The 16,350-nt window shown below is 39.1% G+C and carries 13 protein-coding genes; 3 read left to right on the forward strand and 10 right to left on the reverse strand.

Features of this window, described 5'->3' with window-relative positions; all coding sequences use genetic code 11:
• The first annotated feature begins 445 nt into the window (after positions 1-445).
• Genes FAM09_RS12425 through FAM09_RS12435 form a run of 3 tightly spaced genes read left to right on the forward strand, consistent with a single transcriptional unit; the run spans position 446 to position 3,236 of the window.
• Positions 446-769, forward strand: coding sequence for an HTH domain-containing protein (locus tag FAM09_RS12425; protein WP_136577443.1), 324 nt, complete (start codon positions 446-448; stop codon positions 767-769).
• Positions 770-792: 23 nt separating this feature from the next.
• A complete protein-coding gene (locus tag FAM09_RS12430; protein WP_136577444.1) occupies positions 793-1,062 on the forward strand; it encodes an HTH domain-containing protein in 270 nt (89 codons plus the stop codon).
• A 14-nt stretch (positions 1,063-1,076) separates the two neighbouring features.
• The gene (locus FAM09_RS12435) at positions 1,077-3,236 is read left to right on the forward strand and encodes a lanthionine synthetase LanC family protein (RefSeq protein WP_136577445.1); all 2,160 of its coding nucleotides are present in this window, start codon (positions 1,077-1,079) and stop codon (positions 3,234-3,236) included.
• A gap of 2 nt (positions 3,237-3,238) precedes the next feature.
• Here FAM09_RS12435 and FAM09_RS12440 read toward each other — a convergent pair whose 3' ends face one another.
• From FAM09_RS12440 to FAM09_RS12485, 10 genes are all read right to left on the reverse strand, one after another.
• Positions 3,239-4,147, reverse strand: a complete 909-nt coding sequence (locus tag FAM09_RS12440; RefSeq protein WP_136577446.1) for a metallophosphoesterase — start codon at positions 4,145-4,147, stop codon at positions 3,239-3,241.
• A gap of 80 nt (positions 4,148-4,227) precedes the next feature.
• Positions 4,228-5,133 (reverse strand): metallophosphoesterase, encoded by a 906-nt coding sequence (locus FAM09_RS12445; RefSeq protein ID WP_136577447.1) that lies wholly within the window; start codon positions 5,131-5,133, stop codon positions 4,228-4,230.
• Positions 5,130-5,690 (reverse strand): hypothetical protein, encoded by a 561-nt coding sequence (locus tag FAM09_RS12450; protein ID WP_136577448.1) that lies wholly within the window; start codon positions 5,688-5,690, stop codon positions 5,130-5,132. Before FAM09_RS12450 ends, FAM09_RS12445 begins: the two co-directional genes overlap by 4 nt.
• On the reverse strand, positions 5,668-6,891 hold the full coding sequence (locus FAM09_RS12455; protein ID WP_166437117.1) for a DUF4221 family protein: 1,224 nt from the start codon (positions 6,889-6,891) through the stop codon (positions 5,668-5,670). The genes FAM09_RS12450 and FAM09_RS12455 overlap by 23 nt, the downstream gene beginning before the upstream one ends.
• A 187-nt stretch (positions 6,892-7,078) precedes the next feature.
• Positions 7,079-7,366, reverse strand: coding sequence for a hypothetical protein (locus FAM09_RS12460; RefSeq protein WP_136577450.1), 288 nt, complete (start codon positions 7,364-7,366; stop codon positions 7,079-7,081).
• 62 nt (positions 7,367-7,428) lie between these two features.
• The gene (locus tag FAM09_RS12465; RefSeq protein ID WP_136577451.1) at positions 7,429-7,707 is read right to left on the reverse strand and encodes a hypothetical protein; all 279 of its coding nucleotides are present in this window, start codon (positions 7,705-7,707) and stop codon (positions 7,429-7,431) included.
• Positions 7,708-8,081: 374 nt separating this feature from the next.
• Positions 8,082-8,357 carry a hypothetical protein gene (locus FAM09_RS12470; protein WP_136577452.1) on the reverse strand — a complete coding sequence of 92 codons (276 nt, stop codon included), beginning with the start codon at positions 8,355-8,357 and terminating at the stop codon, positions 8,082-8,084.
• A gap of 138 nt (positions 8,358-8,495) precedes the next feature.
• Complete coding sequence (locus tag FAM09_RS12475) at positions 8,496-11,099, reverse strand: metallophosphoesterase (protein WP_136577453.1); 2,604 nt, start codon at positions 11,097-11,099, stop codon at positions 8,496-8,498.
• Between the two features lie 20 nt (positions 11,100-11,119).
• The gene (locus tag FAM09_RS12480; protein ID WP_136577454.1) at positions 11,120-12,577 is read right to left on the reverse strand and encodes a RagB/SusD family nutrient uptake outer membrane protein; all 1,458 of its coding nucleotides are present in this window, start codon (positions 12,575-12,577) and stop codon (positions 11,120-11,122) included.
• A 26-nt stretch (positions 12,578-12,603) separates the two neighbouring features.
• Complete coding sequence (locus FAM09_RS12485) at positions 12,604-15,987, reverse strand: SusC/RagA family TonB-linked outer membrane protein (RefSeq protein WP_166437118.1); 3,384 nt, start codon at positions 15,985-15,987, stop codon at positions 12,604-12,606.
• Between the last annotated feature and the right edge of the window lie 363 nt (positions 15,988-16,350).

Consider the following 16,350-nt stretch of genomic DNA (forward strand, 5'->3'; position numbering starts at 1 on the left):
ATGTTAAGAAAAAAGCACCGATTGGAACAAAAATGGCACCAAATGGAACAATTAATGTTTCTAACTTGTATATCGATAACATTAAGATAACAAAGAAGCATAAAGGCAACCTGTTTTTATTGCAACTTTTTCCTTAATGATAAATGCTATCACTGCTTGCCAACATTATTTGCCTGATCCTGTCTCCGGTATACGTCGGGTTAAAAATACCGGGGATAGGTAGGGCAAAATAGAAAACCAGGTCAACAACCATAAACCTATCCATTTATGAAAAAGAAACATTTTTTGTAACTACGCTACGCATACTTACCATTCCCTTTCGGGGGAATACCCGGTAAGTCATAATCCCAAGCAATTATAGACTAACCAACTGCAATGGTTGCAAAACCATTGGGAAAATGCTTTTGCCTTATGGCAACTGAATCTGTTTAAAAAACGGAGAAGTATGATCAACGAAATTATAGAACGGTTTCAACACATAGATACGCTCATTCAGGAGCATAAGACAGGCACACCATCGGAGTTGGCAGGAACAGTAGGTGTTTCTGAAAGGACCATTTACAAGTACATCCGATTAATGAAGAACCTTGGCGCTCCCATTGCATTTAACACGCTGACCAAAACTTATTACTATACACTTGAGGGAAGTTTTATTTGTGCGTTTTCGTTTTCAGAAAAATCAGTATCGGATAAAATCAGGCTATCGTTTATAAGTATGGGAGAGTTGATTGAGCAGATGAGTAAGAATATGACCTTAAATAATAATTAGTATAACCATTATACCTTATCACCATGACCAGAGAATCATTTAGTAGAATTGAGCGGATAGATCGGCTTATCAGAATTAAGGGAACCGGCACTGCCAGTGAACTGGCAGAAAAACTAGGCATTTCAAGAAGAAGTGTTTACAACCTTCTTAATGAAATGAAAGAAAAAGGAGCTCCAATAAAGTTTGATCAGTTTAGAGGAAGCTATTATTATGATGAAGAAGGTTACTTCAAAGTATCTTTTTACTTCAAGCGAATAGAAAACTATGAAAATAAAAAATTGATCAATTACTAATTGCAATACTTGTTATGAAACCAGCCATTACAGAAAGTATTACCCAAAGCTTAACCGAGTCAGAAAGTAAAGGGAAGGTTGAAAAAAAAGCAGGCAAGCGGGTCGGATATAATTATATCATAGTAAAAAGTTATAAAGAAAGCCAAAAAAATGATGTGGTGAAATGCCTGTATATCAAGAGCCTGGCTGATTTTGGGTTTTGTGTTATTAAAGAAGGTAGCTATGGTGACACTAAAGACAAGCATGGCCGAGATATAATAGATCGGTTGAAGTGGCAAAAGCAGTTGCATGAACAGTTGCAGGACAAGTTGCCTATACCAAAACTATTGGGCTATTTCGAGGAACGGGGTAATTATTATTTGGTGATTGAGCTTATAAAAGGAAAATCATTATATAAAGTATGCTCGGAAAAGCGAAAGGAATTGAGGCAATCCATCATTCAAGGTGGTAAGTTAGGCATGCGCTTCCTTGATTATCTGATACAGATTGCCGGCATTCTGGAAACACTACATAGCCAGCAGATTGTGCACCGGGATGCTACCCCCAATAATTATATGATCTCTTCCGATGGAAAGGTAACGTTGATTGATATGGAAATGTGTTATTCTGTAAAAACTAAATTTCCCACACCAGCATTTGCGTTGGGAACTTATGGCTACATGTCGAAGCAGCAGGAAGCTATTTCAACACCTACTACTGCAGAAGACATTTTTGCCTTGGGCGCTATTATGCTTCACATATGGAGTGGTGTTTCACCAGGGAAACTTACCAATGAACCTATTGCTGAATTAACACAAAAAATAACCTTTTTCATTCCCGATCAGCAAGTGGCCCATCTTGTAACCCAATGTTTGTTGCCGGAAGATGACCTGCGGCCCAATGCCACGAAAATCCTGGAAGTGTTGAAACAATACAAAACAGATCTGAAAAGAAACGTGTCGAGGCCGGTTAACCAACCTTTGTCTTTTTCACGTGAGCAGATATTGGCAACTATAAAAGAAGGCATTGCAACCTTAGCTACTCCTCTCCTGGCGGACGAAGAAAAAGGTTGGTTTTCCGATGACATGAAACCGGCTTCCAACGATGACAAGCATAAACTCCGTAAAGTGTGGTATGCCAGTTATAGCCACGGGGTAAGCGGTGTGATCTACTTACTCGCTCTGGCAAAACGTATTGGTTTAGATACAGACATAACTCTCCCTTTTGTTCAAAAAGGACTTGACTTGATAAAACTGAAATACATTGACCGAATTAATCAGGCAAAAGCGGGTTTACATTTCGGTTCCGACGGTATTGCAGCAGTACTTTCAACTGCTATCAGAGAACGATTAATAGAACCTTCTGATCATTTTGAATGGATCGATTTATTATTACAAAAAGCCAGCCAGCAAGAAAATATAGTCTCAGGATTGGCAGGCCAGGGGCTTTCAAATCTGGCCTGCAAATCTTTTCTAAGTTCGGAACACTTAATTCAACGACTTCAAAATTATGCTTACTTACTAATAAGTAAACAAGAGCCTGATGGAAGTTGGGTAAATGGATATTACAGGCAGAAGTTCACCAAAAGAAAAAGGAAAAAAGTAACTAAAGGATTTGCAGATGGTTTGGCAGGCATTATCTGTTTCCTGTTGGAATATGGCTACTGGTATAAGCATGCAGAGAGTATCAATGCCGCACAACAGGGATTGAGATGGTTAATTAAAAAAGCACACCACAAAAATGGAAACATTCATTGGCTTACATCAAAAGACAAAGACCTGAATTACGATTTGTCGAATGGAATTGCAGGCATTGCATTGTGTTTTATAAGGGCCTACCAATATACGGGCGAGCTGATTTACAGGAAGTATGCAGAAATGGCATTATATGGTATACCTGCTGATATTATAGATGGGAATATTGGTCAAAGAAAAGGATTGAGTGGTCTAGGTGAAGTATATCTTGAAGCATATAAAGTTTTCAAAACAGAAGAATGGTTAGAGCGGGCGAATTGGATTGCACAAATAATTTTGCAGTTGAAGAAACAACATCCGAAGTATGGAACCTATTGGCTTGTGGAAAGCGAACGACAACCAGTTGCAAATTTTATGGCAGGCAATAGTGGGGTTCTACACTTCCTACTCCGGTATTATTATACTGATAAGATAGGATTTCCTCTAATGCCGGAATTGTAGACTCATTTAATTCTTTCATGCTTGCCCGCACCACTTACCCTATAAAACTTGCTATTCTTAATCAATAAGGCTTCGGAATTACCAGCGGCGTGATCAGTATTGACATTAATAACTTTTCCATTAAAAAAAGTACTCACTCTGCTAACAATTGTATGGCCAGTTATTATTGTATGAATACCAAAATGAGCTAATGTCGCATCAACCTGAGCTTCATTTGCATTTCCATGATAATAACCACGGTACCAAAAAGGAGATTGGTTACTGTTAAAGATGAGATATAATAGTGGGTCATCAAATATTTGTGTAGCAAAAGTATAAAAGGGACGCGCCTTAGTATTGATTTCCGATACCGAATAAGGAAAAAAGTTCATCTCCGGCGATATACCTCCGTGTACTACCAGAATATCTCCAATTTTTTCAATGATATTTTTGGTAAGGAGCCACTGCCATAAAGTGATATTCCCATCGTATAAAGCTGTGAAAGTTTTTTTATCATCAACCGGATTTGCATATTTGGGATGAATGTATCGCCAATCACCATTCAGGTTCATGATTTCATGGTTACCAAGAATAAAATGCACATAACCTCCTGCCAACTTCGCCTTTTCTTCCAAAGAATAGATTAACCACAAACATTCAATTACCTGGTTTCCACGGTCAAAACAATCACCTGCAATCACCAGATGACCTTTCTCAAAAATCCAATTGTGTCTGGAATCAATTACCCCGCATTTAATAAGCAGACGTCGAAACGGGAGAAAATTACCTTCAATGTCTGATAATAATAACATTTTAGCCGGCGCATCATACTGCCCAGGTTCATTTTTTAAGTTTGATCTTACACAAAAGGAAAAATTTTCATGCTCTCGGGAACAAGGCATTTCTATTCTATACTTCTCTTTATTTATCACAGGCTACAACTTTTATCATTTAAGTCCGATCCTGATAAAGTCTCTGGTAAGCAGAGGATTAAAAATCCTCAAACTTTAAACTATTTAATTCTTTCCCTTTTTTTGTCAATAGCCACTCTATAAAACCTGTCCTTGCTGATCAATAGGCCTTCTGAAATACCAGATGTGTGATTCATGTTTACATTAAAGACTTTACCATTATAGAAAGTGTTTATACGGTTGATAAGCGGATGGCCTGTTATAATTGTTTGTACATCGAAGTGTTGTAAAGTGGCATCTACCAGCTCTTCAGACGCTGTGCCAAGACAATATCCCCGATATCCGAATGGCGATGTATCATTTCCGAAAAGCAAGGATAATACAGGGTCCGAAAAGTTGTTACGGGCCTGAGTATAGTGAGGCCGTGTGAGATCATTTATCTGTTTAACAGATAAGTTAAGGTGTAAAACTTCCTTTGCCATACCTCCATAAACAAACAACATATCGCCTATTCTCTCAATAATATTCTTCGTGCATAACCATTTCCATAATTGGTTATTACCATCATACAAGGCGGTACTGGAGCCGTTCTTGCGTACAGCATAATGAGGATGAAGATGACGCCAGTTGCCGTTAATACCCATAATTTCGTTGTTACCCAAAATAAAGTGAACATGCCCACCTTCCCTTTTTGCCTTTTCTTCCAATGAGTAGACAAGCCAAAGGCATTCTGTAATTTCATCTCCGGAATTAAAGCAATTTCCTATCAGAACTAGATGATTGTCTTCGAAAGTCCAGTGAAGGTATTTGTCAACCACTTTTGCCCTCATTAATAGCTTGCAAAGCTGACGCAGATTTCCCTCTATACCAGATAGAACAAAAAGTTTATTAGGACGCCTATAGTCTGACTTTTCCACTACAACACGCTCCTTTAACTTCACAGAAAAATGCTTATTGGGTTTATTCGTACTGGGCATGACTAGTGCGAACTTCGGGTTACCTCTCATAGCTGTTTGTTTTTGTCATTCCGGTGACCAGAAAAAAATTCTCTCAAGTCCTCTTTTACAGTAGTTGGAATAGCAGCTACTTTTTTATAGGCTTTCTTTTCGGCGGTGTAGTATATGGTCGGTTTCTCTTCATACAACTTGAATTGATTCGCTTGGTTAAGAGAATCCAGGAACAACCTTCCCTGAATGACCGGAAGTTCTTTGTTCCTTTCCCTGAAAAATCCACCGATCGTTTTGCGCCCTCCATTGGCAGAAATAATGATAAAATGATGTGCTGGGAGGTTTGCTGCGTATTTTGCGATACTGTCAATCGTCTTGTTCCTGCAACTGGGGCAACTTGCCTGTACAGGTAGTATTAAAAATGCGAGGGAATCGTTCTGCACTTCTTCAGTCAAAGCACCTTGCGTTAGATGTATCAGATTCCTGAAAATAGAATCCTGCGCCTGGGTTCCGGTAACAAATTCAATACTTACATCTTTACGGTTGTTGCAGGCAGACAATAAGGGAATAACAACACATGATACAACGATCATCCTATGGAATTGGATTGCCAGCATGTTTTGCAATTTTATTAAGTTCATTATTTTTTTCAATGTAGGATAAACGAATAAAATGAATCGCGTATTCATCTTTTCGCATTACGCGGGCGTATATATTTCCGGTACTGGTAATAATTAGTGATTTTAATAAGATACTATTGTGGATTGGGGATTCTCCAATGATCCTAAATTGGTCGTCAAAAATTATGATACGCTGATCTTTTGTTTTTTTTGCTTCATATTCCTGCTCATTGATCTTACTCATGGCAACCCGTAAGTAACGCTTTTTAGTAGGATCAAAATAAATTGCCCCGTACGAATCTCTGAGCATAAAGTTTTTGGAGCCATCTTCACTCACTTCCTGCTTACTCAGTGGAGGTATTCCCCCAAGCTGGAACATACTTTTTCCTGAATAAGCCATGTGGAAATTTGCCAAATCTGTTTCATAGATTGCTGAGTCAGCAGGGAAACTGAAGACGAAATGATCCCGGTCGTTATAACAATAGCTATGATCAAGGAAACGAGATCCATAATATTGCTCCCGGAGAATTGCAGGCAAAGGATAATGTAGTTTCGCCGTCTTGTTTTGAAAGTCAAATTCGTACAACACTTTCCATTCTTTGAGTGCAGACAATGATTCATCGTTCACGTAGGGACGGACAGCAGCAAACAAGGAACCATCCCTTAAAATTGGAGGAGTATCATTATTAAAAATCGCCCAGGAAAACCCGGGATTTTCGAGAAAGGGTATCTTGTTTTTGATTGCGCCAGCACTGTCGATCAGGTAAACGGCTTTGTTGTTATTGACGAAAATACTGTCAAAACTGTTTATGAAAACTGTCGGCTTGTATATTTTACGGTCTTTTAAGGCCGACTTTATAGAAATGGTTTTTACCTTCTGCTGATTTGCAAGATCGTAAATACTAACCGCCATGGAGCGTTCATCGAAAAAGCACATAAACTCCCTATCATTTTCAGTAAAAAGATTGAACGATTTCAATGAGTTGTAAGCGTTGTCATCTAATGGGAAATGCAGGGTATCTTCAGCAACTTTCAATTGTACGAGGTCGGATTGTGGGGGAATGTATTTGTGAACCGGCGAAGGATAATCAGGCTCGCTGTGCCAGCCAGAACAGGATGAGATCGCGACGAAAAACAAACACAGAAAAATGGATAACAGAACATGGTAGCCATTTGCTTTATGACATATTCTCTGCATGTACAATATTTCAGTTGAAGACGGAAAAATGTTAAAACAACTTGTCATTGGAATAAAATTAAATTGCAATCGTGCAATCTATTTGCACAACGTTAAGCTCCAACCAGTTTGGATAAAAACAACCTTTCTATTTGTGTTAATGGAAGGTTATTTAAGAATTACAAATCAGAAACTCTCAACTCCAGATTTAAGCACCTAATGTTGTTACACCATCTGACGATAACCATTGAGAAGTTGAACCAGAATTGGCTTCTAATGTTTTACTGTCATCCTGACATACAGTATCACCAGGTAATAAGTCAACAGTAGGGTTACATGAATAAGTTGAAATGTCATCATAGGATTGATTTGAAATGGAGAATATATCCTCTTGTCTATCTTCCTTTGAAGCTGGAAAAATAGCAGCCGTAACTGCTGAGGCAACCATCAAAACCAATCCAAGGATGGACAGTTTTTTAATAGTTTTTTTTTGCATATAATAAAAATTTATGTGGTTCTAATATTAAAACAAACTTTGATTCATACTCAACTCCAATATTAAGCAGCTGTGGTTGGGCCATCACTGCCATCAACATCTTCATCTGTTGAACCCGAACGATCGCCATCAGTATCGCTGTCATCTTCACACGGATCGCTTTCTGCAGAAATAGTAGCCATACATGATGCAGAAGACTCATTTCCGTCTTTTGTCTCAATGGATAGTGAAAATTGCTGTTTTTCTGATTTTACAGCAGGTAGAATGGCAGCGGATAATGCGGAAGCAGCCATCAAAATCAAACTAAGGAGAGACAATTTCTTAATTGTCACTTTTTGCATAAAATAAAGGTCTCAATGGTTTTTATGGCGAATCTTGCTTTGACAGTTATGTGAATAAAATTAAATTGCAGTAGTGCAATTTATTTGCACACGAATGATAGGCTTGGCCAGTCCAAATCCGCTCATTAATACGTAAGCCTGAGGAAAAAGCAAAGAGAGAATAAATATTCTCAGAACAGATTTTGCAGCAAGAAGAATGTCTACAGTTACTGCAGCAGAAACAAGCATTAAAAAGAATCCAAGGATGGACAGCTTTTTAAAATGATACTTTTTGCAATAAAAAATTGAATGAATTTATAAAACATCAAACAACTTTCCATTTATACCAATGGAAAGTTGTTTAATATTACAATCTAAAACGATCAACTCCAGCCTTAAACTGTGGTTGCACCATCAGAACCTTGAGCATCTTCGTCTGTTGAACCCGACGCCAAGCCAGCTGTAGCGCTATCATCCTGGCATGGATCCAGTTCTGCAGCATCAGTGGGCATGCAAGATTCTGTAGATGCAGCACCATCGGCAGTTTGGGCAGAAAGCGAAAATGCTGTCTGCGCAGGTTTTGAATTAGGAAGAATGGCGGCAGTTACTGCAGAGGCAGCCATTAAAACCAATCCAAGAATGGACAGCTTCTTAAATGTTACTTTTTGCATAAAATAAATGTTTTAATATGGTTAATGAATGTCTCGGCCAAGACAATTACCATACTAAAATTAGAAACTCGCAGTGCAGATTATTTGCATCGCAATTTTAAATTATGCTGCCCAATTATTCGACTGCAGTATAGAGTCTTATTTTGTTGGAAGGCGTACTGAAATATTTTCCGACTGGCTTGAATCGCTAAATAAGAAATTTTGTTGTCCTTTGTCATTTACCCGGTAGAAATTTTTGCCAACAATTAATAATCCCTCCGATATACCATTTGCATGAGGAGTATCAGTATTAATCACTCTGTTATTATATTGTACGGACAAGGTATTGTTTGGTTCAACAATGGTGTGACCGGTAATAATTTTTGATACCTGATAATTTTCCAGCACCTGATCGATTATTGCCGATGGTGTCTTATATAGCGTATCATACCCTCCCTTATCTCCTCCCATGGTAATTTTTCGTTCGCTTTCCAAATAATACAATCGATACCAAAATGGTGACAAGCTATTCTCCGTATTATATAGCAAGGCTAAACTTTTATCTGTAGATTTCCTCGCTACGCTGTCTTTATCATAATATGGTCTCGCCAGGTCGTTCATCTGTTTAACTGATAATTTCAGCTCATTCACTTCGGGACTAATACCTGCATGAACAAATAACAAGTCGCCGATTTTTTCAATAATGTTTTTTGTTCTTAACCACCTGCCCAATTCTGTGTCTGAACTAAATAATTCCGAATAGGTTTTTCCCAGTTTCGCCGCGTTATCCTTATACTTTGGCTTAACATAACTGTCCCGGCCACTAAGGTTCATGATCTCGTGGTTACCTAAAATAAAATGCACATACCCCCCTGCTGCTTTTGCTTGTTCCTCTAAAGAATAGATAAGCCACAAACATTCGGTAACCTGATCTCCACGGTCGAACATATCACCGTTGAAAACAAGATGCCCATTCCCGAAAGTCCAGTTATAGTTTTCATCTATGATTTTATTGGATTGAAGCAAATTTCTTAGCGCCATAAAATTTCCTTCTATATCGGAAAGCACAAACAGTTTTTCAGGACGTGAAAATTCTGATTCTTCTATTTTTAACTCATCTTTCAATTGTACATTGAAAATTTTTTTACCATCTGTTTGAACAGGAAACTGCGGCATTACATCTTTAAAAGACTTTACAACAACCTCCGAACTATTGAATGAATAAGATGTAGTCGCATCTTTTCCATAGAACACATAAGGACCGTCGTTCATCTCTGCCCGCTGGCGGCGAATCAACTCAATGAGATATTTACCATCATCCCGGCGGGGATTTGGTAAAGGATTTTCAACTATTCTAAACTGATCGTCTAACAAAAAAAGTGTAGGATAAGAATTTATTCCAAAATCATACAACATAATATCGTCCATCCCTTTACCATTGGTATACAAATTAATTCCCTGGCCGGTAGTATATTTTTTCTCTTTAATACTCTTTAACCATTTTGCTTTTTCCTTATCTGCGGAAATGCTCAGGAACACAATATTGGTATCTGCAAACTCGTTTTCTATTTTTTTAAGAACGGGAGTCAATTCTACACAACCGAGGCACCCGGTGAACCAGAAATCAATTAGTACGATTTTGCCTTTTAACTGTTCGCTTGAAAATACTTTACCTTCTGTGTCGGTTAATATAAACTCAGATGGCCGTTTGCCTGTTCTAACTTTCCGGCCCTTCGTCTCATATTCCTTCACATAGGCTTTGTATTTTGGATACCCGGGCTCAGCATAATATTTATCAAGCATTTCCTTTAATTCAGGACCGAATTTTACATCATGCATCATGTCTTCAACCAGGAACCTTGCCAGGAATTGCTGGCGTGACAAAGGCTTATTTTTATATAAACTTAGTCCTTTTTCATAATACAACATTTTACGTTTTGTCTCAGAATTAAGCGGATCTTTATCGAATTGAAAATTATATTTTCTCGCAATGCTCTTCTTAAAAATTGACCACTCACCCACGAAACCATCAGTAGTATAAGGAAACCATTTATTTATTTTATGCGCAATGGTGGAATCATATATAACACTAAGATCATTTTTAGTGATAGTTTGAAGACTATCTTTTTTTGCAAATCTCTCGAGTTTAGTAAAAAGATCTTCAAACCGCGTTACAATCCTATCCAAATATCTTTCTTTAAGAAAGGTTAACATTCCCTTCGACACTCGGCCTTCATAAGAATTAATTAAGCCGGTGAATCGTTGCTCATATTCATCCAACCAACTTATCCATTCAAAATATTGTGCAGCGGTTAATGGGTAAATCAATATCGGCTCTTTGGTAGGCGCTTTCATCTTTTCTTTAATAGAAAAAAGTTCGTGCTGTAAATTAAACAAATCAGCGCTTTTACCAGAGAACTGAACATTATGGTTATTAATCGATATAATAATGCTATCTCCAGGCTCCGCCACCCAAAATTGATTTGGACCTGTTAAAAAAGGCAATACAATATAAACGTATTGCGCTGTTTTATAGATCCATGTTGCTTTCCCGCCCGAGAGCTTCTGTTTATAGGAATTCCATTCAAGCCTTGTACCTATGGGAGTTATAGGTGCAAAATTAGCCTGTATCGAATCGTTTGATCCAGCGGAATTATTATTCATTGCTACAGTAATATTTCCTGGCTTAATCTGTGCTATAGCATGTACATGTACACATAATAATGTCATTGATATTACCAATGCTACACTCTTCATTTTCATTTTACTTTTTGTTATCACTATTAGTACCCTGGATTTTGCGGCATCCCCCCCTTTTCTACATCCGATGTAGGAATAGGAGCAATAGCTTTATTACTTCCAAAAGGCAGGTTTTGAACGCTAAGAGGAGCATCTACTCTTTTTACCGCTTGCTTCAAACGCTGGATATCAAACATCCTTATTCCTTCAAATGCAAGTTCCTTACGACGCTCTTTATAAATAGAATCAAGCAGGGCTGATCCTGTAGCTGTAGTAGGCGCTCCTGTTGGCAATGCCCTTTGCCTGATGTTATCCAGGTATGCTCTTGCAGTTACTTCATCTCCTAATTTTGCCGAAGCCTCTGCGACAGTTAGATACATCTCCGAGGATCGTAACAAAGTCTGAAAATAAGAGCCCTCAGGTTGAGGAAACCCGGGTATCACATTTTTAGGGAATTTTTTAATATTCCAGTCTGAGCCACTTCGTTGAACCCAGCTATTTCTTGCATCCAATGGATTTTCTTTTATAATTGAAGCAATATCGTTTGTAGCAAATAGTACATGATAATCTCCCCCATATAAAGTAGCGCTAAAAGCAGTAAAATAGGTGCCTGCACTTTTCGAGACAGAACGATCAGAAGGTGGCAATTGAAACAAGGCTTCAGTTTCTGAGTTGGTGAACAACCGGGATGGATAACCTTCATTTATGCTCATAACCGGAACTGCAGAAGCTACTTCCACCGCCAGGTTTTTAGATACCATCCAATCACCCTTAAAAAGGTGTACTCTTGCTAATAGCGCTTTAGCAGCAAATTTGCCAAATAGTGAATGCTTAAAATCTTCAGGAGCTGACTGCTGAACAGGCAATAATGTTATGGCATTGTTCAGATCAGCAATTATTTGTTCGTAAACCTTTGCTACACTTGCACGGGTGGCGGGCTCGGCCCAATCAGAGGAATTAACATAAGGTATTCCCGGATGAGAGGCATCGGGCGTAAAAAAATAAGATTGGGCAAATATATTTACCATTGCAAAATGGACCAAAGCCCTTAATGCATAAGCCTGCCCTTTAAAATTATCAGCTAACTGGGGATTCTGCTCCTTATACTTATCCACGTTTTCCAATACAAAACTGCACGCTTGTGCTATATTAATTCCTACTATCCAACCTCCGTTAGCATTTACTCCCATTATATCAAATGAGCGGCCTCTCGAATCATTGGCTTGTTGACTCCACAGATAATACGGCTCTAATAAACCAAGGCCTGTCATAGGCTTAATGTTGTCAGCAACCATTTCCGGATAATTTATCCCCCCCCAATCAAAAAAAGCTGGGAGCCGGGTATACACCCCATTAAGATAATCACCAGTCGTTTTAAGATCAACAACATATGCCTGGCGTAAAATAACATTTTTGTTGGGCACAGTGAGGAAGTCCTTCTTACAGGAAGGCATGATGGCATTTAGTACCATCACCGTGAATATATATTTGAGACATTTCATAGATTAATTATTTCAACTTTTTTCAACTAAAAATTTGCATTTATTCCAAACGAAAAAGAGCGCTGTGAAGGAAACAAGCTGATGTCTGTTCCGCCAATAGTATTCACTAAATCAGGATCCATTCCTGGATATTTGGTCCGCAACCCAAGATTATTTCCCTGTACAAGCAGCCGTATCCCAGTCATATGCAAACGCTCTACTATTGCTTTTGGAACGTTGTAGGTTATAGTTACATTCTGCAAACGGATATGATCGCCGTCGAACAAATAGCGGGTAGATGGTCGGTATGTTGCTGAGCCGCTTGGATTATTGAGTATACGCTTGGGATTTGTAGCATTGTCGCCTGGTTTTTGCCAACGATCAAGCGCTCTTCTATCCTGGTTAATATAAGGAATAGCCCCATCACTTACCAGGTCATCCTGGATCATCAGCTGATAACCGTATTGGTAATAAAATCTGGCTGAAAATTCGAAAGCTTTATATATCAATCTTGTTGACACACCACCAAAACCATCGGGTTGTGGTTTACCAACGAATTTCCTATGCTTAATTGCGCCTGGATATGCAGTAACGACATTACCTGCGGAGTCGAGCCATTGAGGACTTCCATCGGCTGCATTTACGCCTGCCCATATTGGCATATAAAAAGAATTGAAATTCTCCCCTTCCTTGTTACCTATGGTGCTTAAAAACAAACTAGCAACAGGAACATTTGCTTTAACCAGTTTATTTTGGTTGGTACTCCAATTGGCATCAATTATCCAACTCCAATTTCTATTTTTGATGACATTGACAGAAAGCGACAATTCAACGCCGTGATTTTCAATCTCACCAATATTTTGCAGCACGTCTGTATACCCGGTACTTGCCACCAGGGGTATTAAATAAATAAGGTCTTTTGTCTTGCGCTTGTACACATCGGCAGTAAAGCTTATCCTTTCCTTCCATAGTCGCGTCTCTAACCCCGCATCCCAGGAAAAGGTTTGCTCCCATTTTATATCTGGGTTACCGGGCCTGTCTGAGGCCGTCATGGCTGTACCGCCTAAAAAAACCAAAGAATTCATCTCATCAAACTTTGTAACAGCATTGATGGCCCCTGCGTTTCCGGCAGCCCCTACACTACCTCTCAACTTCAGATAATTAAGCCAGGAAGAACTGCCTTTCATAAATTCTTCTCCGGTAACAACCCAACCAGCTCCTGCCGACCAATAGGTGCCATATTGTTTGTCTTTTCCAAACCTTGACGAACCATCTTTACGTACACTTCCAGATAAAAAATATTTATTTTTAAACCCATAATTAGCCTGTCCAAAAAATGATAAAAGCGTTTCTTTGAAATTACCTACTGATTGCCGCAATGGCAATACCCCGTTGCTGTTGATTTGGTCATAATAGGGCAAGCTTAATCTCTTTACAGCAATTAAACTATGCTTCTGAGTTTGTATCTGCGCTTCCTGACCTATCAGTAAATTGATTGCATGATCATTGTGGAAAGTTCTGATATAGCGCATCATATTGGTAGAGATCAGGTTTATTCTTCTTAAACTCTGTTCTTCCACCCGGCCTATTCCCGATATTGTTGTCTGATCGCCACCAATATCTACCATTCTCGGATCAGCCTTTTCTTTTGCTTCTGTCAACATAAAATCAACACCAGCAATTGTATTGAACTTAAAATATTTCAGAAAACTAATTTCACCATTAAGATTAGTAAGCCCCCGGTAAGCTGTATTTCGGTTAGTATTAAATTCAGCTTGGGCAGCAGGATTAGCGAAAAGGGAAGCATTCGAAGGGCCGCCACCTGCACGGTAATTTAACACATAATTACCGTCGGTATCGCGTATGGGATTAAGTGGAGATAAATGATTCACAACGGTTCCATTATAGCTACGATTGGAGCCTCCATAGTCTTGTACGTTATAAGATAAAGTACTGTTTATTCCCAGCTTAAGCCAGGTAGCAGGACGGTTCTCAAAATTAAAACGTAATGATTTACGGTCATATCCTGTTGCCTTTACAATACCATTTTGTTTAGTGTATTCAAGGTTCAGGTAAAAATTACTTTTCTCGCTACCACCCGACATTGAAAGTTCATTGGAAAAAGTCAGTGCAGTTTTGCGAAACAATTCACCATACCAATCTGCCTGAGGATAAAAGCTGGTATCGCCTGGGGCATTTACAATAACTGGAAATTTCTTTCTTAAATCGGCATAAATAGAAGCATCATCAGGATAATCGGGAGAATTTAAATTTCTGTATGATTCAAATAATAAGTCAAGATATTCCTGCTGGTTAAGCATTTTGGTTTTACCCATATATCTTGATGCAAGATCTGTTTGATGCCTGAAGCTAAAATTAGTTTTACCTGCTTTTCCTCTTTTAGTAGTAATTACAATTACACCATTACTTGCTCTTGAACCGTATAATGCGATTGCCGATGCATCTTTCAGCACAGATATCGTTTCTATATCCGAAGTGTTCAGTTGGGCCAGGGGGTTAGAAATTGGTACATTAGGTCCTTCTATAAAAGTTTGAAACTGATCTTGAGAAATAGGAACACCGTCAACTACAATTAATGGATTGCGCACCGTTGATCCATTTATAGGATCGGCCGCTGTGGCAATACCACGTAAGATAAAATTGCCTACACCACCACCCGGCAAACTAGTACCCGATGTCACCAACAACCCCGGCACTAACCCCTGCAAACTCTTATCAAATGACCGATTCGGCAACGTAGCAATCTGCTCCCCCTTCACCACCGTCACCGCTCCCACATTCTTCCGCTGCGTAGTAGTATTATAAGCCACAACCACCGCCTCGTCCAAATTCCCCGCATTCACCCGCATCCGCACCTCCACACTACTCCTACCCCTTAAAGCTATCTCCTGACTTTGATAGCTCACATTTGTAATTATCAACACTGCATCTTCGTCTACATCGTTTAAAGTAAATTGTCCTCTCTCATTGGTAGTGGTGGCTACCTCTGTGCCTTTTATTGTAATGGTAGCACCAATGACCGGCTCGCCCTGTTCGCCGGTTACTCTCCCGCTGATGTTTATACGTTTATCGCCTTGTTCGTTGGTGATGGCGCTTGCGCTGGTTTTTTCTTTCTTCTGCTTATTAATAATGAAGATGGTCTTTCCTTTTATCGTGTAGTCGTAAGGTTGATCTTTCATACAGATCGAAAGCACTTCTTCTACTGCGGCATTCTTTACATTGATGGTAACTTTTTTGGCATCCTTCAATTGTTCATCAAAATAAAAAAAGCCAAATCCTGCCTGGGTCTTGATAATGGAAAAGATCTTTTCGAGCGGCACATTTTTACCGGAAAAGGTAATGGTTTGTGAGAAACCATTTGCATTTACCTGCAGCATAGCTACGGTCAGTAAAATAACAGTCAGTTTCATGATCCGCATAATTTTTGTTGCAGCCTTGTTAAGCGGTTTTGGTTCACTCCCGCTGCTGGCGGGACAGACTTTGCCCTGTGCAAAAACTTGCATAGTTTTGCTTAGTTTAGGTTAATTAAATAATAACAACAACTTCCATTTTGGTTAACCTTTATTACCGGCCGGTAGTGCTTCCAACACTTCCGGCTTTTTTACCCCCTCCCAGCCTCCCCCTAAAGGGGAAGGAGAAAAAAGGCAATCAGTTACCCATTGGTGGACTAGTTTAATGGAATGGAACTTTTTCAATCGTGGCAGCAACTAATGTTGTTAGGATTGGTTTAACCTTATTCGAAGGGTTATCGGTACCCTTCAACCGGATAAGGC

Origin of the sequence: Niastella caeni (assembly GCF_004834005.1) — a bacterium.
Classification (GTDB): Bacteria; Bacteroidota; Bacteroidia; order Chitinophagales; family Chitinophagaceae; genus Niastella; species Niastella caeni.

What these genes read in the sequence shown, in the direction of transcription:
- FAM09_RS12425 (WP_136577443.1), top strand. Translation starts at nt 446, where the DNA reads ATGATCAACGAAATTATAGAACGGTTTCAACACATAGATACGCTCATT.
- FAM09_RS12430 (WP_136577444.1), top strand. Translation starts at nt 793, where the DNA reads ATGACCAGAGAATCATTTAGTAGAATTGAGCGGATAGATCGGCTTATC.
- FAM09_RS12435 (WP_136577445.1), top strand. Translation starts at nt 1,077, where the DNA reads ATGAAACCAGCCATTACAGAAAGTATTACCCAAAGCTTAACCGAGTCA.
- FAM09_RS12445 (WP_136577447.1), bottom strand. Translation starts at nt 5,133, where the DNA reads ATGAGAGGTAACCCGAAGTTCGCACTAGTCATGCCCAGTACGAATAAA.
- FAM09_RS12450 (WP_136577448.1), bottom strand. Translation starts at nt 5,690, where the DNA reads ATGCTGGCAATCCAATTCCATAGGATGATCGTTGTATCATGTGTTGTT.
- FAM09_RS12455 (WP_166437117.1), bottom strand. Translation starts at nt 6,891, where the DNA reads ATGCAGAGAATATGTCATAAAGCAAATGGCTACCATGTTCTGTTATCC.
- FAM09_RS12460 (WP_136577450.1), bottom strand. Translation starts at nt 7,366, where the DNA reads ATGCAAAAAAAAACTATTAAAAAACTGTCCATCCTTGGATTGGTTTTG.
- FAM09_RS12465 (WP_136577451.1), bottom strand. Translation starts at nt 7,707, where the DNA reads ATGCAAAAAGTGACAATTAAGAAATTGTCTCTCCTTAGTTTGATTTTG.
- FAM09_RS12470 (WP_136577452.1), bottom strand. Translation starts at nt 8,357, where the DNA reads ATGCAAAAAGTAACATTTAAGAAGCTGTCCATTCTTGGATTGGTTTTA.
- FAM09_RS12475 (WP_136577453.1), bottom strand. Translation starts at nt 11,099, where the DNA reads ATGAAAATGAAGAGTGTAGCATTGGTAATATCAATGACATTATTATGT.
- FAM09_RS12480 (WP_136577454.1), bottom strand. Translation starts at nt 12,577, where the DNA reads ATGAAATGTCTCAAATATATATTCACGGTGATGGTACTAAATGCCATC.
- FAM09_RS12485 (WP_166437118.1), bottom strand. Translation starts at nt 15,987, where the DNA reads ATGAAACTGACTGTTATTTTACTGACCGTAGCTATGCTGCAGGTAAAT.